22 protein-coding genes, 1 other RNA gene and 1 pseudogene are annotated in these 21,840 nt (G+C 53.6%); 4 read left to right on the top strand and 20 right to left on the bottom strand.

From position 1 onward, the window contains the following. Both NC979_RS17035 and NC979_RS17030 read left to right on the top strand, forming a co-directional pair. Positions 1-141, top strand: a pseudogene (locus NC979_RS17035) (photosystem II q(b) protein); the annotation flags it as partial. A gap of 148 nt (positions 142-289) precedes the next feature. Beyond that, entirely contained in the window at positions 290-679 is a 390-nt protein-coding gene (locus NC979_RS17030) for a RidA family protein (RefSeq protein WP_190517768.1), read from the top strand. A gap of 51 nt (positions 680-730) precedes the next feature. Here the strand turns inward: NC979_RS17030 and NC979_RS17025 are convergent, their stop codons facing one another. From NC979_RS17025 to NC979_RS16990, 9 genes are all read right to left on the bottom strand, one after another. Next, the gene (locus NC979_RS17025; protein ID WP_190517766.1) at positions 731-1,084 is read right to left on the bottom strand and encodes a hypothetical protein; all 354 of its coding nucleotides are present in this window, start codon (positions 1,082-1,084) and stop codon (positions 731-733) included. Next, positions 1,081-2,511, bottom strand: a complete 1,431-nt coding sequence (locus NC979_RS17020; RefSeq protein WP_190517763.1) for a radical SAM protein — start codon at positions 2,509-2,511, stop codon at positions 1,081-1,083. Before NC979_RS17020 ends, NC979_RS17025 begins: the two co-directional genes overlap by 4 nt. A gap of 10 nt (positions 2,512-2,521) precedes the next feature. Next, the gene (locus NC979_RS17015; protein ID WP_190517761.1) at positions 2,522-3,262 is read right to left on the bottom strand and encodes a prolipoprotein diacylglyceryl transferase; all 741 of its coding nucleotides are present in this window, start codon (positions 3,260-3,262) and stop codon (positions 2,522-2,524) included. Between the two features lie 199 nt (positions 3,263-3,461). Beyond that, positions 3,462-4,664 carry an argininosuccinate synthase gene (locus NC979_RS17010; RefSeq protein ID WP_190517759.1) on the bottom strand — a complete coding sequence of 401 codons (1,203 nt, stop codon included), beginning with the start codon at positions 4,662-4,664 and terminating at the stop codon, positions 3,462-3,464. A 271-nt stretch (positions 4,665-4,935) separates the two neighbouring features. Beyond that, entirely contained in the window at positions 4,936-5,181 is a 246-nt protein-coding gene (locus NC979_RS17005) for an HNH endonuclease (RefSeq protein ID WP_190517756.1), read from the bottom strand. Then, positions 5,178-5,507: a KGK domain-containing protein gene (locus NC979_RS17000; RefSeq protein WP_190517754.1), complete on the bottom strand. Its 330-nt coding sequence runs from the start codon at positions 5,505-5,507 to the stop codon at positions 5,178-5,180. Before NC979_RS17000 ends, NC979_RS17005 begins: the two co-directional genes overlap by 4 nt. A gap of 22 nt (positions 5,508-5,529) precedes the next feature. Then, positions 5,530-5,790, bottom strand: a complete 261-nt coding sequence (locus NC979_RS25395) for a KGK domain-containing protein (protein ID WP_190517819.1) — start codon at positions 5,788-5,790, stop codon at positions 5,530-5,532. Positions 5,791-6,012: 222 nt separating this feature from the next. Further along, complete coding sequence (locus NC979_RS16995) at positions 6,013-8,424, bottom strand: dynamin family protein (protein WP_190517752.1); 2,412 nt, start codon at positions 8,422-8,424, stop codon at positions 6,013-6,015. Between the two features lie 200 nt (positions 8,425-8,624). Further along, complete coding sequence (locus NC979_RS16990; RefSeq protein WP_190517750.1) at positions 8,625-8,909, bottom strand: hypothetical protein; 285 nt, start codon at positions 8,907-8,909, stop codon at positions 8,625-8,627. An 840-nt stretch (positions 8,910-9,749) separates the two neighbouring features. Here NC979_RS16990 and mazG point away from each other — a divergent pair. Further along, entirely contained in the window at positions 9,750-10,610 is an 861-nt protein-coding gene (gene mazG, locus NC979_RS16985) for a nucleoside triphosphate pyrophosphohydrolase (RefSeq protein ID WP_190517747.1), read from the top strand. Between the two features lie 110 nt (positions 10,611-10,720). Here mazG and nblD read toward each other — a convergent pair whose 3' ends face one another. From nblD to NC979_RS16970, 3 genes are all read right to left on the bottom strand, one after another. Further along, the gene (gene nblD / locus NC979_RS16980; RefSeq protein WP_190517744.1) at positions 10,721-10,939 is read right to left on the bottom strand and encodes an NblD family protein; all 219 of its coding nucleotides are present in this window, start codon (positions 10,937-10,939) and stop codon (positions 10,721-10,723) included. 68 nt (positions 10,940-11,007) lie between these two features. After that, complete coding sequence (gene cofG, locus NC979_RS16975) at positions 11,008-11,955, bottom strand: 7,8-didemethyl-8-hydroxy-5-deazariboflavin synthase subunit CofG (RefSeq protein ID WP_431191074.1); 948 nt, start codon at positions 11,953-11,955, stop codon at positions 11,008-11,010. A 101-nt stretch (positions 11,956-12,056) separates the two neighbouring features. Next, entirely contained in the window at positions 12,057-12,434 is a 378-nt protein-coding gene (locus NC979_RS16970; RefSeq protein WP_190517739.1) for a rhodanese-like domain-containing protein, read from the bottom strand. 324 nt (positions 12,435-12,758) lie between these two features. On the opposite strand from NC979_RS16970, the gene mutL reads away from it, so the two are divergent. Next, positions 12,759-14,501, top strand: a complete 1,743-nt coding sequence (gene mutL / locus NC979_RS16965) for a DNA mismatch repair endonuclease MutL (protein WP_242023952.1) — start codon at positions 12,759-12,761, stop codon at positions 14,499-14,501. A 91-nt stretch (positions 14,502-14,592) separates the two neighbouring features. Here mutL and NC979_RS16960 read toward each other — a convergent pair whose 3' ends face one another. The 8 genes from NC979_RS16960 to rnpB all read right to left on the bottom strand — a co-directional run bounded on the left by NC979_RS16960 (position 14,593) and on the right by rnpB (position 21,769). Beyond that, entirely contained in the window at positions 14,593-15,795 is a 1,203-nt protein-coding gene (locus NC979_RS16960) for a glutathione S-transferase family protein (RefSeq protein WP_190517737.1), read from the bottom strand. A gap of 122 nt (positions 15,796-15,917) precedes the next feature. Next, positions 15,918-16,562 carry a response regulator transcription factor gene (locus tag NC979_RS16955; RefSeq protein WP_190517735.1) on the bottom strand — a complete coding sequence of 215 codons (645 nt, stop codon included), beginning with the start codon at positions 16,560-16,562 and terminating at the stop codon, positions 15,918-15,920. Between the two features lie 354 nt (positions 16,563-16,916). Next, on the bottom strand, positions 16,917-17,678 hold the full coding sequence (locus tag NC979_RS16950; RefSeq protein ID WP_190517732.1) for a fasciclin domain-containing protein: 762 nt from the start codon (positions 17,676-17,678) through the stop codon (positions 16,917-16,919). A 565-nt stretch (positions 17,679-18,243) separates the two neighbouring features. Further along, positions 18,244-18,885 carry a beta-carboxysome protein CcmP gene (gene ccmP / locus NC979_RS16945; RefSeq protein WP_190517814.1) on the bottom strand — a complete coding sequence of 214 codons (642 nt, stop codon included), beginning with the start codon at positions 18,883-18,885 and terminating at the stop codon, positions 18,244-18,246. Positions 18,886-18,978: 93 nt separating this feature from the next. Continuing rightward, positions 18,979-19,218 carry a hypothetical protein gene (locus NC979_RS16940; RefSeq protein ID WP_190517730.1) on the bottom strand — a complete coding sequence of 80 codons (240 nt, stop codon included), beginning with the start codon at positions 19,216-19,218 and terminating at the stop codon, positions 18,979-18,981. A 407-nt stretch (positions 19,219-19,625) separates the two neighbouring features. Beyond that, positions 19,626-20,660, bottom strand: coding sequence for a Gfo/Idh/MocA family protein (locus NC979_RS16935; RefSeq protein ID WP_190517727.1), 1,035 nt, complete (start codon positions 20,658-20,660; stop codon positions 19,626-19,628). Then, a complete protein-coding gene (gene rnc / locus NC979_RS16930; RefSeq protein WP_347403915.1) occupies positions 20,635-21,363 on the bottom strand; it encodes a ribonuclease III in 729 nt (242 codons plus the stop codon). Before rnc ends, NC979_RS16935 begins: the two co-directional genes overlap by 26 nt. Before the next feature lie 33 nt (positions 21,364-21,396). Continuing rightward, positions 21,397-21,769: RNase P RNA component class A (gene rnpB, locus NC979_RS16925), an RNA gene on the bottom strand. Positions 21,770-21,840 lie beyond the last annotated feature (71 nt).

The raw sequence follows: 21,840 nt of genomic DNA, 5'->3' as shown, positions 1-21,840 counted from the left end.
GATTCTCAGGGTCGCGTGATTGGCACCTGGGCTGACGTCATCAACCGGGCGAACCTGGGTATGGAAGTGATGCACGAGCGCAATGCTCACAACTTCCCCCTCGACCTCGCTACCGCTAAGGCGCCTGAAATCATCGGCTAGTCCTCGACGACTACCCCACTGATTGACTAGCACAAGAGCGCTCCTCGCAAGGGGGGCGCTCTTTGTTTTAGCGAAAGCGTGGAATCGATCACGCTGCGATCACAGGTTGGTCTAAACTTTAGGGCTGTTGTTATCGAGAACTACCCCGATGCTGGAGTTTATGACCCTGCCCAATAACCTGCTGCCTCCGGTAGCTCCTTATTCCCACGCCGTGCGAGCGGGAGACTTTCTGTTTGTCACTGGCCAGCTAGCGGAAGATCCAGCTACAGGCGAAGTTGTCAAAGGCTCGATTGAAGACCAGACACGGCGGGTAATGGATAATTTGGCCCTAGTGCTCGACCACGCGGGCAGCGGTTTTAACAAAGTAGTCATGGCTAGAGTATTTGTCACCGACTTTCGCTATTACGAAACGGTGAACGCCATCTACCAATCTTACTTTGGCGATGCTCCCCAGCCCAGTCGCACAACCGTGGGGGTCACGGCATTGGCAGGCTATGGAGATGTTGAGATTGATCTGATTGCCTATTGTGGGGAGTGAATCAGCGGGTAGATGAGTAGTGGTTCCCTGTAATAGCTCTGTCCACAAATTCTAAACAAAGCCATACATAGAGACAAAGCAAGCCCCGTTTACTAAGGCAGTCAGCGTAGCGGCGATGATTACCCCCTTAGCCATGTCGGGGTGCCCTCGCCGCCGGAGAGTGATCACTAACGGAATCACGTAGAGCAGCTGCCAGAATAAGAACCCCGCTGCTCCGATAAACCAGGGAATGACAAACGCATAGTCGCCGATGCCAATCACGGCTACCAACAAACCTAAAAGAAATATCAGTGCCCCGGCTATGGCATGGCAGCCCAACAGCAGCAGCATGCCTTTAATGATTTCCAAAAGTTCGTTTTGGGGCGTGGGGTTGTTTGGGGGTGTGGGATCGGTAGGGTTGGTCATGGGGTTGAGGTAGCAGACTGAACTTTGGCCAGTTTAGCGGCTCCGGTACTGCCCTCTCGATAAAACAGGTTGTAGGTGTCGAAGGGAATAATGCGGCCATCGGAGTGCACGATGTGGATGCACGATCGCTTCACCGATCGCACATCGAAGTTGAAGGCATCGAGAAACTGCACAATCATAATGCGAAAAATATTCTCGTAAGTAATGCCGCTGGGCACAGTTACCTGGGGCAGGCAACAGAGCAGTTGCTTCAGCGCATTGGCAGATGACTGCGGGGAGTGGCTGGTAGAAAACAGCTCGAAGATTTTTTGCTTGAGCTGAGGGTCTTGCTCGTAGAGCACCGAGTTGGGCATCATGTCCACAAATGTTGGCGTTGAGAACATGCCCGTTAGCGGAATTACTTTGCCCTTGATCTTGAGAGCATAGGCCATCGCTAGTGAGTCGGGGTGGCAGGGCACTGGCAGAATATCCTGCGGTTTGAAATGTGGGCTCTGGTCAAGAATGGCGCGGCGCACCTCAGTAAGGGTATAGCGATCGCGCCCCGCCTCAAACCCCTCTAGCCGCCCCGCCGCCTGAATGGGCTGAAATGTCACGCCTCGCACACAGCGCTGGGCCAGAGCGTAGTCGATGATTTTGCCGATTTCGTGGTCGTTGAGCCCTTTCTTGAGGGTGACGACCAGAGTGGTCGAGAGGTTGAGGTCGTTGAGGCGATCGATCGCCTGCTGCCGTGTGGCGCGTAGGTCGGCCCCTCGCAGTTCGCGCAGGGCTTTTTCCTCAAAGCTGTCGAACTGGAGATAGATTTCGGTGCCAGTTTTGTACTGGGCGAGGCGATCGCAGAACGCTGCGTCCTGAGCAATCCGCAGCCCGTTGGTGTTGATCATCAAATGCTGAATCGGTCGGGCCTTGACTAGCTCCAGCACTTTAAAAAAGTCAGGATGCAGGGTAGGTTCGCCGCCGCTGAGCTGCACCACCTGGGGGCTACCCTCGTTAGCGACGACTGCATCTAACATGCGCTCGATCTCGGCCAGGGAGCGGTGGCGGCGGGGCTGCTGGGCAGCATTGTGCTCCTCGACACCGGAGTCGGCATAGCAGATGGGACAGCTCAGGTTGCAGCGATCGGTCAGTTCGATCAGCGTCAGGCAGCTGTGCTGCTCGTGATCGGGGCAGAGGCCACAGTCGTAGGGGCAGCCGTAGCGGATGGGAGTGTTGAACTTGAGGGGCATGTCCCCCGGTTTGATGAACGCCTGGGTTTGCCGGTAATATTCTTCGTCGTCGGCAATTAGGACTTCTTCGCGCCCGTGGGTGGGGCAGTGCTTGATCAGATACACGCCCCCGTCTTGAAAGACGATTTTGGCCTCGACTTTGCCTAGGCAGCGGGAGCACAGGCTGTTGGTGAGGGCGTAGAACAGGTAGGGGCGGGTGGGCATGGGGACGCTGCTACGAAACTGTGACCTCCTGCCGCAAAAGCTGATATAGCCCGTAGGCCACTCCCAGCAGGCAGGCGAGTTGAATAAAGCTTAGCCCCAAGAGCGGCTGAAAGTCGGGTTTAAGAAAATCAACAACAAAGCGAAAACCGAGGTAGCCGACCAGATAGAGCTGAAACAGTTTGCCGCTGGGAGGATCGCTTTTGCGATACCAGGCTAGAAACATGCCCAAGGCAATCAAGAAGCCAATTTCGTAGAGCTGGGTGGGGTGGCGGGGTAGGCCATCGCCAAAGTCGATGCCCCAGGGTAGGGCCGTGACGGTGCCGTAGGTGCGATCGCTCAGCCCGGTCAAAAAGCACCCCACCCGCCCGATCGCCGTCCCCGCCAACAGCGGAAACACAAAGGCATCGCCGGTCGATCGCGTCAGGCCAATCCACTTTTTGGTTAGCTCGACGCCGATTAGCCCGCCTAACAGTGCCCCTACAACCGTTTTGCCCTGCAAGCCCAGCAGCAGCCACGATCGCCAGTCGCTCCCCAACAAATCTATATGCTGGAGCAGCACCAGCAGCTTTGCCCCCACCAGCGCGCCGATCAGCCCACCCACCACCACCGAGCTGCGCTGGTTCAATGGGATAGCGTCACGGCTGACATTGCGACGCAGCAGCCCCATGGCGACCCCGTAGGCCACTACCTCAAACACAAAATGGGGGTGGAGCTTAAACGCCCCCACCCCCAAATAAACCGGAAACACCATAGATTGGACGCGAGTAGGTTGGGTGAAACGCAGTGTAACCCAACAAAGTCCACCTGCTAGGTGCCGCTAGTGCTCTAGCCAACCTCACTAGATCGAAATATCGAAAACAAAACAGTTGGCAGCGAATTTACCCTCTCCCCAAACCCCTCTCCCAATCTTGGGAGAGGGGCTTTGAGCCATCGCCATCTACTCCTAGGCGCTAACCGCGCATTTTCTCAGACCAGACGCGGGTGGGCAGGCCCCACACGTAGATAAAGCCCTCGGCAGCCTTGTGGTCAAACGTGTCGTCGGAGCTGTAGGTGGCCAGGGCATCGCTGTAGAGGGCGAGGTTAGACTCGCGACCCACTACCCGGTTGGTGCCTTTAAACAGCTTCACCCGCACGGTGCCGCTGACCCGCTCCTGGGTCTGCTGAATGAAGGCATCCAGGGCCAGCTTGAGGGGGCTATACCAGAGGCCGTTGTAGACCAGGCGGCTGTAGGTTTCTTCAATGCCGCGCTTGTACTGGGTGACATCGGCGGTGAGGGTGAGGCTCTCCAGGTCGCGGTGGGCGTCGATCAGCACCAGCAGGGCGGGGGCTTCGTAAATTTCGCGAGACTTGATGCCCACCAGGCGGTTTTCGATCATGTCGATGCGGCCCACGCCATGGCGACCAGCAATTTCATTCAGCTGCGTAATCAGCTCTACTGGGCCGAGGGCTTCACCGTTGAGGCTGGTGGGCAGCCCCTTGGTAAAGCCGATGTCGATATATTCCGGTTCATTGGGGGTGTTTTCGATCGCCTCGGTCATCAAAAACACTTCTTCTAGGGGCTCGGTCATGGGGTTTTCGAGCGGCCCGGCTTCGATGCTGCGGCCCAGCAGGTTGCGGTCAATAGAATAGGGGCTGGATTTTTTCACTGGGAAGGCGAGGCCCATTTTTTCGCCGTAGGCAATGGTCTCTTCGCGGCCCATACCCCACTCGCGGGCGGGGGCCAGCACCTTGAGGCCGGGGTTGAGGGCGGCGATCGCCACATCGAAACGCACCTGATCGTTGCCCTTACCGGTGCAGCCGTGGGCGACAGCATCAGCCCCATAGCGATCGGCGGCCTCTACCAGGGCCTTAGCAATTAGTGGACGAGCCAGGGCGGTGGAGAGGGGGTAGCGGTTTTCGTACAGCGCGTTGGCCTGGATGGCTGGAAAGGCGTAGTCGGTGATAAATTCTTCGGTCAGGTCGGCGACTAGGGATTCTTTCACCCCGGCATTCAGCGCTTTGACGCGAATCGGTTCTAGCTCGTCGCCCTGGCCTAGGTCTGCCGCTAGGGTAATCACCTCTTTTACGCCCCACTCGTTCATCAGGTAGGGAATACAGACGGTGGTATCGACGCCACCGGAATAGGCTAGGACAACTTTCTCTGCGCGACCCATGGGCAATTCCCTACTTTCGTTAGACGATTCGTTTAACAGTCGTCCTGAGCGGACGATTTACTCGATGCACCAAAGCCTGCGGTTCTGAATAGAACGATAACGCTCTGGCCATGGCTATCTTATATGGAGTTGCCCGCCCTGCACTACGGCGGTTTAGTAAGATCTGATGACATAGGGAACTGGTCTGTGTATATGTCACGGCAACATCGCACAGCACTGAAGCTCCATACCTGGTATGTCAATCCCAGCAATAGACTTGCTCTGGGGATAGTTATAAGGTGTAGTCTCGCCGAAAACGATTATCGATCTTGGCACTTTTCTTTTGATTACAGCCTTTGCAAAGGGTTTGTAAGTTGCTAATGTCGTTAACGCCTCCTTTCGCAAGAGGGAGAATGTGATCGATCTGCAACTTGACTTCTGAACTCTTTTTGCCACAAGACTTACATTGATGGTTATCCCTATTTAGAACATATTCTCTAACTGATCTTGGTATAGAAATTCGCTTTGTACGAGTCATTTATTTTGTTCGTCAAACTCACTGATCCTTGTTCTCAGTTCGTCTAAAGGGTTATCTTCAGGATTTTGTATATTTTCTTCATCTTCGTTAAGCACGAAAACACACTCAATTCTCATCTTTCCTTTTTGCCACTTACCTTTGCCTACACGCATGACCTCTACCTCTACCCAATCAAAAATCGAGGTTCTCGAGTTTCGATCAAATTTCGTTTTAAGGTCATCAATCCTAAAGGTTCTTGGTAAGCCGTAGATACTTCTCAAAGCACTTTCGGTAGTATCTAGTAAGACTACTTCTTCATTAGCCAACATAATCTTTCCATTTTCCATAATTGAGCCCTGCTTACTACTTCTATACAACCCTTCTTAGTTCGTCTAAATCAGATTCACTACCATTCTCCTGTTGGCTAACACCTTCAAGCTCTTGAGGAGTATCTGGAATAAAATTTAGCTGAATTCGAATCTCCAATTTTCCAGCCTTCCATCCAGAAGACTCTGGACCTGGTACTTTGCAAACTATTCCGTCATTGAGAATATTATTGGCTTTCAGATCTATTCCATGACTTTGAATAAAAGAACTGTGAAGGTTGTTTGAAAGACTTGAACTTAAAATTTATAAGGCTTGCAAAACTTGCTCAAGCCTGTAAATCTTGCCTGTAGATTCAAGTTCTTTCTTTTTGAGAAAAATCTCGAAAACATCGTCTTTCCCAATGCCAGAGTGATCGATATTCATGCTTGCCTCTCTACATTTATCAACATTCGGCTAGAAAACATTCATTTTGCTTAGAGAAAAAGCTTCTGTTTTTACGGCTGGGGTTTTTAGTAAATAGATTTATTATGATTCTAATAGAATAGCCTCTAAATCGCGTTGGTTGATATTGGGCAGCTTGTCTCGATCTAACTGTATGCTCTCAAGAAATGCATTAACTCTATTGATAACGGAATTAAAAACGTCAATATCTTTCTCAAGCTCACGTTTCCTCATTTGGTTAGCCTCTGCTTTCTTGACAGCTTCTTTCTCTAGAGTTTGTGCAAGATACTCGCGTGCGTGATCATATTGCTGCAAAATGGCGGTTCTTTGTTCGTCTGCTATTTTTAGCAGATGAATATTCAATGTTTGATTAATAGTTTGACGATATGTTCTGAGTACGGTTTCTCTCACCTTTTGCTCAAAATCAAGCTTGAGCAGTTGTCGAATAGCTGGTTCAGCATCAATCATTGTGTTATAGTCATAACCTTGACACGCTTGTTGAAGGGTTTGACAAAGCTGCCAAATTGAAGGAGAACCTTCTTTGTAAAATTCAGGGCGTTCTCGAACATAGCGATCGCACTCAGTATGCGCCTCGTTAGTAATTGCCTCACAAATTAATTTCTGAGCTTGGTTTAGCCTTTCTTCGATACCCGCATCATTTCCAAGCAAGTGATAGATGTCTCGATAGTAATCTGCATCTTTGACCTGGTTAATAAACCTTTGAAAGTATCTTTGCACAAGCTCTTGCGAGCTATTGACAAGTACTTCCTCTAAGCCATTCGCTAAATAGTAGAATGCTTCAGCCAATATTCCTAATAAAGGAACAACTGAGTTTCTTCGATGGCTTGCTTGAGCTTTCTGATAAACAGTTTCAACACTAAAAGTATGGATTAGCTCATCTAGTCGAGTCACCATTTGAGCTTTTAGCTTAAGGAAATCGCGCTCAAACTCCTCGTTATAGTTGCTTGCTGCTATCTCATTGACTTCATCTTCTATGGCAGATTTAAATCGGTCACCAACGTTTTTGAGATCTGCTGCGAGCTGTTTGATTTTCTGAGACTTTATTTCTTCTGCTGTTTGAGGCTGTTGAACTAATATCTTGTGTTGATGAAGATAAAAATCTCTTAGCGATGTACAGATAGGATATAAGTCATTGATAAGTGTGCTTATCAGTTGAGGCCGTTTCTCATGGATCAAATAGTTTATGATTGAATCGCGAAAAATATCTAGTCCACTATCCTTAATCATCTTTTGGATGAGTGGCTGACCATGCTCACTGAGTACTCTAACGTAGTTTTGGTTGGGTGATTCATAGCCCCTAATTTCCAATTTGAAAGGGCTATCAAATAACTTTCCGGAATTGCCGCAGTAGTTGTTGAACTCAGTTACGAAAAGGGGTGTCTCTTCAATATCATTTACTCCTTGGCTCTCTTCAAGAAATATACTGTCCAGACCAAACCTGTCACCTGCGCTGGTTTCTTGAATTAATCGACTATAAAACCCTAAAAGACCACTTGTTTGGAAAACCCTTGAACTATCCTTAAACTGTGTCTTTATGCAGCTTTCTAAGCGCTTGCGGAGCTGTGGGTTGTACCATGTCTTATCAACCCGGTTAAATATATAAAATACTCTGTCTCGAATCCCAGGATTATTCTGTATCGTCTCCAGAAGTTCCGTTTCTTCAGCAGTAAGCTCGCCGGTTTCAGCGGTTTTCAAGACACAGACGATAGCAGATGTGTCAGGATGTTTGATTTTTTTGTAAGTGAGTTCTGCATCCTGACGCACAGGGGCATCAATGCCAGGGGTGTCAATTAAAATATTTCCATCTTTGAGCAATGGATCACAACAAAAATATTCTATCCGCTTTAAAACAGCGCTATTTGAACCTCGACGAGCATAATTAGCTGCTTCCTGCAACGTAGAGAAATTAAACTTCTCCATGGAATATATTGCATTATCACGAGAATTAATGAATTCACGATTTTTCTCGTAACCCTGAATCAATAGAGACAATGCATTTGCTTGCTTTGCTCTCTCTGAACGATGCTCTCCCTTCTCTTCATCAATAATTTTTTGGCAATTCTGTCTCACAAACTCACGAGCTGCATTATCAAAGTTTGGACTCGTAATTTTGATTCCTAAACGGTTGCTGCCGACGTTTACCTGATCTACAATTTCTGCTTCACTTAAAAAGGTCAAAACCACTTTTTCTTGGCCTGGCTCAGCATAGGCAATTCTACACTCGGTTCCTGTGGCATGCCCTTCTGAACTGTAGAGTAACTTTCTACCTATAAGCGCATTAATCAACATTGATTTTCCAGCGCTAAAAGCACCTGAAAAAACAATCTCGAAGGTGGGTGAAATAACCTTTCTTAAAGACTCCTGAATAACTGTAAGGTTATGTTGGTTTCGAAGGCTAGGCTCTTTGGAAAACAAACTGATCAGATTGCCAACATCTTGTTGCAATTCATGATACTGAAAGGAATTGTTTTCCATAGCTTGCCACCGCTGCACTTAGTGTTATTTTTCCTTGGGCTCATGTAAGCATTCCCGCATCAGGTTGTCGAACTCTTATATTTGTCGTCTATATATCGCTAATGTGCAGCAGCGATGAACTGTCGGGTGGACACATCTAGTTGAGGCTTGACACGACCGTGCCAAAACTAACCCCACGCCCACCCGACGGTCTTAGAGTTCTAAGCTGACGGCCGATCGCGCCTCAGCAGACTAAACACCTCCCCTTGCTCTGGGGTAATCAAAATCCCCGATCGCGGTATTGCAATCTGCTGGCTCCAAGTTATCTGGTCGGCATAGTGCAGCACATGCAGCTGGTTGATGGTGGCTCGCACCCCCTCAGGTGAACCAATTACCAGATGGCGCAATCGCTCGCGCTCCGGCTGCGCTTCAGGATTCGCTAGCAACAGCGGACTGGTCGCCTCGCCCCGACGGGCCGACGACACCAAATATGGCAAACACAACATAATTCAGGGATTCCTTTTCTAACGATGGGTAAGGAATCCCAAAAACTTGGCCGCCCCAGACATGTGCAGTTCGAGACGGCCAGGTAAAATCACCTTAGCCTCCGAGACAGCAGTACCTGTCGACGAGGTTAGCCGCTGGTTGGTGCTCCAACACCTTCCAGCGGCGCTTGACCAAATTTTTGGGAAGCAAAGCTGCACGCACACAGCCTTAGCTCAGTAAAGTACTCTATTCAAACCTCTAAATCAAGTCAAAATCGCTACCTGCTGAGACAGTTGCCGCTCATATTGTGGTTGTGCAGCGTCTCTCACTGTTACCTGAGTTACCGCCCGCGCCTCTGTTATTGCTGACACCTTTGATGCTGTACCGCAACGCATTAGTGGTGCGGCTGCATGCTTTAGTGTGAGGCCGCAATGTATTAATGCGACCGCTCAACATTTGATTGTGAGGCGGCAACATCTCAAGTTGGGGCGCGACAATGCTGCCGCGATCGCGCAATCTTTTAAGTTGTCAATACACAATGCTTCTGTCATAGAGTAACTTCGAATAGTCGTCCGCTGCACCCTTATCTATTCAATACACAATGCTTCTGCCATAGGGCAACTTCGAATAATCACCCGTTACACCCTTACCGGTTTAATGCACAGTGCCACTGTTATTGATACAAGCCATGCCGTCATGCGCTGCATTACGACTGTTGCGCTAAAACTCGCTTCAACCCACTGCAACTTTCATCCACGACGTAAGCGTACACAAGAGAGCAAGTGCACAGTAGTAGTTGATATACCCGCCGCTGCAATTTGCTGCCATGCTATGAGGGTTGTCGTCAACGCGGTTTTGCTATGGTTTCTGCGCCCTCCTCGTCCGGCAATCCCCAGGGCATCTCTGCTACCCCTCGCACCGCCATTCTCGTCGCCCTAGAGCGGCTAATTGATGTCATCGCCCAGCTCCGCCATCCCGAAACCGGCTGCCCGTGGGACTTAGCCCAAACCCCCACCAGCCTGATCCCCTACGTGATTGAAGAAGCCTACGAGGTGGTTGATGCCATTCAGGTGGGGGACAAGGATGCGATCGCCGAAGAACTTGGCGACCTACTGCTCCAGGTGGTGCTTCAGGCCCAAGTGGCCAGCGACAACGGCGACTTTGACCTGGGCACCGTCGCCACCGGCATCGCCGACAAGCTGGTGCGCCGCCATCCCCACATCTTTGGCGATGCGACGGGCGAAACCCCGGAAGAAGTCAGCCAAAACTGGGACCGCATCAAAGCCGAAGAAAAAGGCATTCCCCACGACCCCCACAAGCTGTCACCCAAGCTGACCAAATATAGTCGCACTCTGCCGCCGCTGATGGCCGCCAGCAAAATCTCCGTCAAAGCAGCTAAGGCCGGGTTCGAGTGGGAAACAGTTGACGACGTTTGGGATAAATTCCACGAAGAGCTGGACGAATTTCGCCAGGCCCTGGCCCATGAGCCTAAGGAAAATCAGCAGGCGGAGCTGGGCGATCTGCTGTTTACCCTGGTTAATCTGGCCCGCTGGTACGACCTCGACCCTTCCGAAGCGTTGCAGAGCACCAACCGCCGATTTATCAAACGCTTTGAGCTGGTGGAGGCGGTGGCAGACAAGCCATTAGGTGAGCATTCTATTGACGAGCTAGAAGCGCTGTGGCAGCGGGCCAAGGCGCAGTTGGCAAAGCCTCAGGACTAGGGAAATTGATGATTCAATCACGCGGGATAGCCATCTCGACTGTCCCTGGCTAGGTAGTAGGCCCAACCTACAAATCCTAGATTTAATGAACTCCCTAATCCAAGATTTGGCTATCGCGGTGCATTGGGCTTGTAGTAGTCGTTGGGGTTTGCTGTCTGGCCGCCGCCGTCCTTGTTGATGCAGCCAGCCTTTTCGACATAGCGGCAGACTCGCGCGTAGAGCCGAGCGCGGGTGCCCGGTGGCCCAGCCGAGAAGAGCACGCGATCGCCCCCCACCATACCCACCATAATTTTGACGCCGCATACAGGACAGGTTTGGGGAGCAGCCATGGGGGAACCTCAGTTAACCTGTGAGGATTTTACCCTGTTGGGGTGGATGGGTGGATGGGTGGGTGAGTTCAAAGATTGTTGAGTGAGTTGCGCCAAGCTTTTACTAAAGACTGCAGCGGATCGGGTAGCCAAGTATCGTACTGGGGATAGATGGGCAGGCGGGGCTGAAGTTGCCAGCCGGAGGGGGCGATCGCATCCTCTAGCGATTCTGGCGTGGGGTGGTCGTAGTCGGGGTTCACCTCATCCACCGGGCTAATGCCGCCCAGGTCCCTCGCCCCTGCGGCCAAACAATCTAGCAGTCCTTTGTGACTGACCAAATTGGGCGGAATCTGAATGGCGACTTCCGGGGGCAGGCATTCCCTTGCCAGATGCACGGCTCTCACTAGCGCGGCTTCATCGAGCGCCATCCCCGGCTGAAGCTGCTGCTGCCCAGGGCTGTGGGGTTGCAAAATGACCTCTTGAATGTGGCCATAGCGAGTTTGAATAGTGGCGATCGCTCGTAGCGAATCTACCCAATCAGCCTCACTCTCCCCCAGCCCCAGCAGTAGCCCAGTGGTAAAGGGAATCCCTAGCTCTCCAGCCCAAGCCAGCTGTTGCAGCCGCACTTCAGGACGTTTGCTAGGGGCATGGCGGTGAACGGTGTCGAGCAACTGCGGCGTTACCTGCTCGACCATGAGGCCCATCGACACATTGACCTGCCGCAGCTGCGCCATTTCATCGCGGCTCAGGGGGCCAGCGTTGGTGTGGGGCAGCAGCCCAGCCTCCAGGGCCAGCGCACAGATTTGGTAGATGTGACGAAACCATTCTTCGCGGCGAGGGCTATGGGGAGCCACCTCACCGCTGAGCACCAGCACCTCGCACACCCCCTGATAGCGCAGAATGGGCAGCTGTTGAGCCACATGCTCTAAACTCAGCCAGGGTGACTGACCGGGGTCAGCTCGAAAGTTGCAGTAGGTGCAGCGGTTGAAGCACTCATAGGTGGGCACCAAGGTGTAGGCTCGGCTGTAAGTAACCACTCGATGCGACCTGTTCGGCGTCAACAAATCGCTGATCGAGTTAACTGCCCCCGCCTGATCCATATCTATGCACAGCTTTAACTTCGCCAGTTTATGTGAGTTTAGGCCACTTCCACCGTCACCATCTCGATCGGAAAGCCCGCCGCCTTCCATGCAGCAACCCCGCCTCGCACAATGGCGACTTTAGAGAAGCCTGCCTCCCGCAGCTGCTCGGCCACAGCGGCGGCTTCATCATCGGTGTTGCTATAAATATAGAGATCGCGACTGACCTCGAAGCAGCTAGCAGCTGTGGCTAGCAGCGAGTCGGCGGGCATTGAAATTGCGCCGGTAATATGGCTCTCGTTAAAGTCGGCGCGATCGCGGACATCAATGATGGTGAGCGCCGGTTCGCCCCAATCCAGCCGCTCCTTAAGATCATAGACACGAGACTTGGGCCGCAGAGGCGAAGGCTTAGGCAGCAAGCCAAAAAAGCGTTTCATGGTGAGGAGGATCCTGGGAGAAGGCGTTCCCCTGCAATGTAACAAACCTTAATAGAGTGCGCAAACTTTTATTGAAAATAGTAGACAAAGTAGCCTATTCCTTGACCCATATCAATTGAAATTTTCAATGGACTTCCTTGAGTTAGCTTTCGAGCCCTGAGTGAAATGGTGCTGATACCAGCCTCCAAAAATTGCCAAAAGCCTTGATATACTGCAGTACAGGCACTGCCCACCAGCGTTAAGCAATCGCAATTTGGCCCTGGGTTAAGACCGGCACTAGATCTTTTGTTCCAGTGCTTAACCTGCGCAGTAGCATAGGATCAGTTGCCTCGGAGCCCCCTCCCTATCCCTGCCGACAGCGTTTCTAATCTAGTGCCCCGCCGCATCCAGCTGTTGCCTGGAGATGTCATTCACAGTATCGCAGCTGGAGAAGTCATCGACTCTTTGGCGGCGGTCGTGCGCGAGCTGATTGAAAACGCTCTCGATGCTCAGGCCACACATATTACCCTTGCCCTCTGGCCCGACCAGGGCCGGGTGCAGGTGGCCGACAACGGCACTGCTATGGCGCTGGAGAATTTGCACCAGGCCGCCATCCCCCACAGCACTAGCAAGATTCGCACCCAGGCTGATCTGTGGCAGGTCAACAGTCTAGGGTTTCGCGGCGAAGCTTTGCACAGCCTGGCTCAGGTCGCTCAGTTAGAGATTTGCAGTCGTGCCCCCGGTGCAGAGTCGGGCTGGCGCGTCACCTATTCAGCCCAAGGAGAACCACTAGGGACAGTCCCAGCCGCCCTCGCCCAAGGCACTGTGGTGACAGTTACCGATCTTTTTGGGGCCTGGCCCGCTCGTCGGGAGCGATTGCCAACCATGGCTCGCCAGCTTAGCCAGGTGCAAAACATCATTCGCCACTGTGCCTTAGCTCATCCAACGGTGACTTGGACGGTGCAGCTGAGCGATCGTCCCTGGCTGGCCTTCACCCCCAGCCCTACCGCTAGGGGCCTCGTTCCTCAACTGCTCCGGGCCGTCAGCGAAAGCGATTTGCAAGACGGCTGGCAGGCTGCCCCCTGGGCCGAGGACGAGGGTAGTCCCTTAGATCAGCTTGCTTTTAAGGCTGGTATCTATGGTCTGATTGGTCTGCCCGATCGCTGCCATCGCCCCCGCCCCGACTGGGTTAAGGTCGCGGTCAATGGGCGGGTTGTAACGGTTCCCGAGCTAGAGCAAGCTATTGTGAATGCTTTTCGCCACACCCTGCTCCGCCACCGCTATCCCCTGGCTTTTGTGCACCTCACCGTTCCCCCCAGCGACATCGACTGGAACCGCCGCCCCGACAAATCGACCCTTTACCTGCACCGGCTCGAAGACTGGACTGCCCTCTGCCAAAGCCACGTGGCTACGCTTTTAGGGCAGCATACCGAAACCCTGATTGATGCGAACCAGCAGCGCGTTACCCAACTGCTCAAGACGGCAGAGCCGAGTAGCACCTACGGCGTTGCAGAATTATCCGATGAGTTGCCCTATCGCGAGCGTCCGGGAAGTTTGCGGGCGATCGCCCAGGTTCACAACCGCTACATTTTGGCCGAACAGACCGACGGCCTTTGCCTAATCGAACAGCACATTGCCCACGAGCGCGTTCTCTACGAGCGCCTGCAAGCCCAGTGGCAACTGGTACCGTTAGCCACACCCGTCGTGCTGGAAGGGCTAACTGAAAAGCAGCTAGAACAGCTTCAAAGGCTGGGCCTGAGCCCCGAGGAGTTTGGCCCAAATCGCTGGGCTATACGAGCTGCGCCAGCTCCCTTGCGCGATCGCGATGACCTGCCCGATGCCCTGCTCGAACTTAGCCTCGGCGGCAATCTAGATACGGCTCAAGTGGCGATCGCCTGCCGCACCGCCATTCGCAACGGCACGCCACTCGATCTCGCCACCCTACAAACCCTGCTCGACGACTGGCAGCAAACCCGCAACCCCCGCACCTGCCCCCACGGCCGGCCCATTTGCCTAACGCTAAGCGAGACTAGCCTAGCCCGCTTCTTCCGCCGCCATTGGGTAATCGGCAAAAGTCACGGCATCTAGCCGGAGTCAGGCACCCAGTCCCTTTTGCATTGCATATCAGGGCTTGATGGTTGCCCAGAAGGGACTAGGTGCTTTGGCCAATACTCCTCACCTAGGCAGCAAAATTCACTGGGTCTTGGTCACGGCGGTGGCGAGTCGGTAGCGGGTCGGGCTGAGCTTCCCCCACTAGGGCAGCGGTGGCTTCTAGAGCTTCCCGCAGGCGCTTGGCGGCATAGATAGACATGTCTCGGGGGACGTTGATGCGATCGCGCAGGTACCGCAGCCCCAGCTCAGCCCCAGCAGGAGGCTCGCAGGGTTCTCCCGTCATCAGATAAGTCAACGCACAGCGCAGGGCCAGATCAATCACATCATTCGCGGCAGGATTCACCTTAATCACGTTGTCTCGATGCTTCACTACGCGAGTTAGGGCCTCAACACGGGAGGTTTCTGGCTCTGGGTAGGCCACATCGGGCAAGCCAAACCAGGGGCCGAGATCGACCTGGGCCTGGTTGCGCCGGGTCTGAGGCGAGTCATTCTCGTAGCAGCCCCCCATCTGCGGCGGCAGATCGTGCACGTGAGTGTGAAAGTCGCTCTGGGTACCGCGATAAGTTGAGCGGCTCTCCAACCCATCAAACCAATCCTTAAGGCGAGGGTTCTCCTCGCGCAGTGAGTAGCCTTTGTAGTAGTAGAGGCTGGCGTTCATGCGCTCCACGTAGGGCACAAACACTACGTCGCCAGTGCTAAACTCTGGCAAAAAGAAGGGGCCGGGATGGGTAGACAGCGCCTGCTCTACCCGTTGCACTACTCCAACAAACTGCTCGCCCGCGCGCTGGTCTGCTGCCGGCGATCGCGCTGGTTGACACAGCCACATGCACCAAGCCCGAAACAGTAATCGCTCTAGCTGCCGCAGGGGCACCACCGCTGGGTCTTTCATCCCCCACTGCAACGGCCCAAAAGCCTGCTCCAGCGCTAGCAAAATGTCATCGCTTTCGGTAACCATCCGCCCGTCTAACTCCAGAGCAGGCAGCATTCCCGAAGGTACCTTGCGCTTGTACCAGGTTTCCTTTTCGCCGTAGCAAAACATGGTGACTTTTTCGATGCGGTAGGGCACCTGCTTCTCTTCCAGCCACAGCCATACTTTTTGGCAGTAGGGGCACCAGGCGTGGTTGTCGCGGTAGAGGGTGACCCGCACCGCCGACTCAGGCTGGCCAAACAGGCGTAGCCGAGACTGGGCATTGGTAGGGCCATTGACATAATCAACAGAAAAATCGGCCATTTCTTCCAGGGCCGACCAGCTGAGGGGAGCAGTTGTCATAAATCAGGGCATGCGATTAGGTCACTACCCTGATTGTGCCAGGTTCAAAGGAGGGTTTAGGGTTCATGGTTTAAGGTCGAGGCAATTCCTTCAACCTCACACCCTGTACCTTGAACCCTTTTCTAGGCCTTATTGTTCTCTATGGCCCAACGGGCTAGCTCTGTGCGGTTGTTGAGGCCGGTTTTGCCCAGCATGTTGCTGACGTGGCTCTCAATGGTGCGCTGGCTGACCTGAAGCTCGTTAGCAATCTCGCGGTTGGCCATGCCTCGGGCTACAAACTGCACCACCCGCAGTTCGGTGGGTGTCAACTCCACATCAAAGGGAACTTGAATCGCCGGGCTGCCACCACCCTTGATTTGCTGCTTGATCAGCCGAGAGGCCTGTTTGAGAGAAGACTCTACCTGCGCGACTAGCTCCTCAGGCTCGAAGGGCTTGACCATGTAGACGTCGGCCCCGGTGTTGAGCCCCTTCACGCGATCTTGGCTTTGGCCTTTGGCGGAGAGAAACAAAATTGGAATCCACTCGGTGGATGGATTTTCTCGCACGTGGCGCACAAAGGCGTGGCCATCCATCTCGGGCATCATCACGTCGCAGATGATCATGTCTGGGGTGGTGTTTTCCAGCATATCCAGGGCTTCTCGACCGTTGCCCGCCGTCTTCACCTCATAGCCACGGAACTCAAGATAGTCCTTGACTAACAAGATCAGGTTTGGGTCATCATCAATTAGCAGAAGCTGCTTCTGATCGCCTGGGGTTGAATCCTTCATGCTTTGACAGTCACTGCGATTAGCTCATCGTTAAAACAAGTATGCCCCCAAAAGCCCGGTGCACCTACATTGAATAACGCAGTACCGGGAGCTCTGAACTCTACCTCTTCAACCATGGTTAAAGGGGTAGCGCTTATTGCTGATGATACTTCAACAAACTGATATCAGCGTGCGATCGCCCTTCAAGGGCCACTGCTGCCACACAGGGCTGCTGTAAAACTCAGCAATTGCCTTCAACGGCAAGCAGTCGCCCTTACGTAAGGGCGACTGCTTCCGTTGATTAAGCCTCTGTGTTGCAATGCGGCAAACAATGGTTATTGCCGCAGCATTTCACGCGTCAAAGTAGCGCGTCAACTACATCGGCAGCAGCACCGTGTCAATGACGTGGATGACGCCATTGCTGGCTTCAATATCAGCCGTTACCACGTTGGCTTCGTTGACGGTGACAGACTCTTCACCCACCGTCACTGTTACAGGGGCACCGGTCAAAGTATCCACTTCGCCAGAAGTCAAATCCGTGGAGCGAACTTCGCCGTCTACCACGTGATAGGTCAGCAGCTGCGCTAGCTGGTCGCGATTTTCAGGCAGCAGGAGCTCCTCCAAAGTCCCCTCAGGTAAGGCTTCAAAAGCTTCGTCAGTGGGGGCAAACACAGTAATAGACAAATCGTTGCTGCTCAGGGCCTCAGTTAGACCGGCGGCCTCAATCGCAGCGGTCAGAATCTCAAAGTCTTCGTTGCCAGCGGCAATTTCAGCAATTGATTGCTCGGTGCTAGCAGTAGGCTGCTCAGCATCGGTGGGTTCTTCCGCAGCAGTAGGCTGCTCAGCATCAGTGGGCTCTTCCGCAGCGGCAGGCTGCTCAGCGTCAGTAGGCTCTTCCATGGCGCTGGGCTGCTCAGCGTCGGTAGGCTCTTCCACGGCGCTGGGCTTCTCGGCATCAGCGGCTTCTTCCATAGCGCCCGGCTGCGCAGCGTCAGTGGGTTCTTCCACAGCGGCAGGCTGCTCAGCTTGGGGCTTGTAGGTGTCAGAGATAGCCTGCTGAGGAAACGCAGTGATAGCAGCAGGAGCGGCACCAAAAAGCATTAGGCCTAGGGCGATGCGAAGAGTGTTCGGAGTCATACAAAGTTACGTCCTAACAAGTGTTACAAATGTCTGGCTAACAGCGTTACATAGCTTAACCAGACCTGAAGAGTTGTAACACGGTACCAGGAGGCAACTATCCCTCCTCCGACAGAGTTGTTTCGTTCCCCAAAAAAACAAAAAAGATGTCATTTCCCCTCACGCTGACCAATAGCGCCTGTTTGGGATAGCTAAGAAAACAGCAGTAAGATTGCTAATTTATACATTGAAACGTAGGCTGCACGCAGAACTGAGGCTAACAGGGCAGAACAATGTCTGCTGACTTTTTCCTGATTTCAAAAATTTGGTGAATGGCGGCAACTAAGTAAAGTGTGAGGATGGAGCGATCGCGATCGCACCCTTTCTCCTATAGACCTATATCGTCAGGGAGGCGAAGCAAGGGGCTGCCGGTCAATGGAGTAGGTTTGAGTTGAGGCAAACTGCTGGGCAAATCCCGAAGACGCGTCGAGAGGTTGACCTACCTAAAGGGGTGGCGACTTAAACAACAGACCAACCATTTCCACTTATGTCAGCAGGGGTTAGCCCCATTGAGCTTAGAGAAAACTTACTCGTGACGCTGACTACTGCTCTGGACTCGCCCAGGCACAGCTTCCATAGCGGCTATAACAGCTCTCTGGGCAGCTAGAATATCGCGTTCTTCGCCGCCAAGGTAAAGGCGACCAAAGCTACCTACTGAGCTAATCTGGAGAATGTTGATCAGCGCTGCTTTTTCGGCCTCGTTGGCGGCCAAAGAGGCGTAGGCCGCAGGTTCTACTTCAAACACATAGAGGGTTTGACCAGCCACAATCATGTTGCCACGGCGGCTGCGGTTGATTAGCTGAACATGGTGAGGGTCAAGGTTGCGAATTACCTGACTGGAGATAATTCGGGGTTTGAGCCGCTCTCGGTAGGTGAGCCCTAGGGCATCGAGCATAGCCCCACCAGCGGCATGCACTTCGCCCTGGTTGCTAGCGTGGATTTCAAGCAGACCGTAGAGACGTTCTACGATAAGGGTGCCAGGCCGGACCACGGCGGCTTTGAGGCCGATATCCAGGATGCGGTTGATTTCAATGCCAGGGGAGATTTCTATCCACAGTGAGGCGTCCCCGGGCAGCGGCAAAAACCCCAGCGAAACGGTACCCATGTAGGCCGCATGCTGGGGTTGAAGATTGTCAATATAAACGTAGCTACGAAGATCGACGCCCAAGGCCCGGTGTTCCAATTTCTTTCCTTGGTAGTATACCGGGCTGGGGCGACAAGTCAGGGTCTTGCCCTAGGCATAAGCTGCCCTGGGCGCAAACTAAAACTTAGAGCCAAAGCCGACGGAGGTCGTACCCATGGCATCGTAAACAGTGAGACCTAGGGGTAAGGTTACCTCTCCAGATTCATCTACTAGGTCATTGAGTATGGGTAAATTTAAAGACTCAGCTAGATCAGTGATACCACTGCTTTCTTGGCGACCTACGCGCTGATCCAATTGATTAGCTACGCGGTTGAGGCTGTCTTGGTCACGCTGTTCGACAGCAAGGGCGTCAGCCATGGTTTGAGGGGTTGTTTCTAGGTCTTGGGGGGCTGCTAGAGCTTGACCTGGAAGAACGCAAAGGCCTAGAACGGATGCTGCTGTGAGCCAGTATGAATAGTACATAGGTCTTGTGTATGTGAGGGGTTTTGACGGCTGACGGCCAGGAACTTAAACCCTTGCCCTGACAAGAAGGCGATGAGCTGTTTCAGGTATAGCCCGCTAAATTGAATTGGCAAAGCAAACTTATTCTGAGTTCATGAAGCTGCGATGTAGTGAAGCAACTAAAACAAATTTCTCAAACTACAACGAGAGCAGGCATCGGCCCACGGGGGTAGCTTGCCCAGTCTGCGCAAGAAACCACCACAATTCAGTCAAATGAAATAGTTCCGCAGGAGGGAGCAGGAGCTAAGTCCGTAAACTTTGATTTAGATATCTACTTGCTGGCCTGTTTCGGCGGCGATCGCGATCGCTTCCATAAGCCTCACCAGTTCAGTGGCCATAGGTCCCGCCGATATTGGTGAGGGCCTATTGTTGGCAACGCAGTCTAGAAAGTGGGCGCACATCTGTTGCAGCGGCTCTAGGGGAGCGATCGCCACAGTCTCGGCCTTGAGACTACTGGGGACAAACGGGGGCTCCTGGGGCTGAAAGTGCCCAGAATATAGGGTCAAAGGGTGGGCTTGGGGGCTCTCATCGAAGACTAGAGTGCCGCGATCGCCCACCAGAGCTAGCCGCCGCTGCCGGTCGGAGTTGGCCCAGCTCACATGAACCATGACCTCTAGTGGGGTAGACCCAATCGGGTTGGGATACGTTAGCCGGAGCCAGCCCGCATCTCTTAGCTTGGCCTCCGTCTCGGTTTGCAGCCACACTGGCCCCCAAGCGGCGACGGCCAAGGGGCTCTGCCCCAGCCAATAATTCAAAATGGAAATGTCGTGGATGGCCAGATCCCAAAACACATCAGCATCGGAGCGCACTGGCCCCAGATTGGTGCGGGTAGCATAGCCGTAGCGAAGGGGGCCAATTTGCTGGCACAGCTCACGACCCCGCTGCACCGCTGGGTGAAACAGATAGGTGTGATCGACCATGAGCTGCCGCTGTTGGGTAGTGGCTAGCTGGCAAAGAGTAGCACTGCGGTTGCTGTCTAAGGTGAGGGGCTTTTCGCTCAGCACATGTAGGCCGGCTTTGAGTGCCGCCTGAATCATGGGGTAGTGGGTGCTGGCCGGGGTGGCAATCACTACGGCCTCTAAACCTGGGTGGGCCATGGCCTGGGGCCAGTCGTCGTAGCAGGCCACGGTGTCGGCTAGGGCAAAGCGATCGCGCAACTCTTCTAACCGCTGCCGGTCAGGATCAACTATTGCCACCACTCGCGCTGTGGGTAGGGCCAAAAAGTTACGCAACAGGTGGTTGCCCCAGCGGCCCAGACCAAAAATAGCGAGGTTAAGTGGCTGAGGATGAGGACTCATGGGTGAGGGTTTGGCGAAGGCGATCGTAGGCGGCAGCGGCGGCGGCCTGTTCAGCCTGTTTTTTGGTGGGGCCGTGACCGCTTCCCCAACAGGTTTCCCGAAACCATACGGTGGATGCATAGCGTTGGGGGTCGCCATCCACCGGCTGCTGTTCTACGGTGCGGTACTGGGGAAGGGTTTTGCTGTGAGCCTGGGTGAGTTCTTGCAGGGCTACTTTGTAGTTTTGTCGGGCTGGGTCTTGGCGCACGGCAGCCGTCAGCCGGAGCAGCGAGTCGTCTAGCCAGGTGTGCACTGGCCCTAAAGCACGGGTTTCTAAATAGAGCACGGCCACCACTGCCTCTAAGGCATCGGCTAGGTGAGTGGGGCCGACCTTCATTCCAGAGGCAATAGTAAGGTAGGGAGCTAGATCTAGCTCTTGGGCCAGCTGGGCGAGGGTGCGATCGCTAATCAGCACTGAGCGCACTGCCGACAATTCGCCCACCGAAGCGTTGGGAAAATTTTCTTGCAAACACTCCGTCGCCGCTAATCGCAGCACCGCATCTCCCAGCAGCTCAAGCTGTTCATAGTTATTGGCCGCGTCTACCGATTTGTGGGTCAAAGCCTGGTTGAGGCGCACCCAGTTAGTAGCATTAGCGGTGGGTAGGGCAAACTTTTGCACCCACTGCTCCAGCTGGCGCTGCCGAGATGGGGGGAGATCGGTCACAGTCAACAAATCATCAGTAGGGAGAAGATTGAGGGAAGGAGGTAGACATAAGCCGGGTTCTGTTCCCCTGTTGCCAGGGGGGCAGTTATCTATCTGGGACGCTTGTTGCCAAACGCCTCTTGCGGTACGTAACAGCGGGGCTGGAAAAAGACCAACCTTGCCCCTCGACCTTGCACCCGACCGGGGTTTACCGAGCCAGCACCTCTCGATGCTGCTGGTGCGCTCTTACCGCACCCTTGCACCCTTACCTGTGCCTCGAAAATTCCGAAGCCATCGGCGGTATGTTTCTGTGGCACTCTCCTCACGGTTGCCCGCACTGGGCGTTACCCAGCAAGTCTGGTCTTTCGGGAGCCCGGACTTTCCTCAGATTGGCGATCGCCAATCCGCAACCACCTGCGCTACCTCCCTCTTGTAAACAGTTTAAGCCCCAAGGTAGAAACGCTACGTAGAAAACAGCAGCGACTGAGAAAAATGGCA

The organism is Leptolyngbya subtilissima AS-A7 (assembly GCF_039962255.1).
GTDB lineage: Bacteria > Cyanobacteriota > Cyanobacteriia > Phormidesmidales > Phormidesmidaceae > Nodosilinea.
Note: the sequence above shows the minus strand (reverse complement) of the source record. Positions and strands in the feature narration are given on the sequence as shown.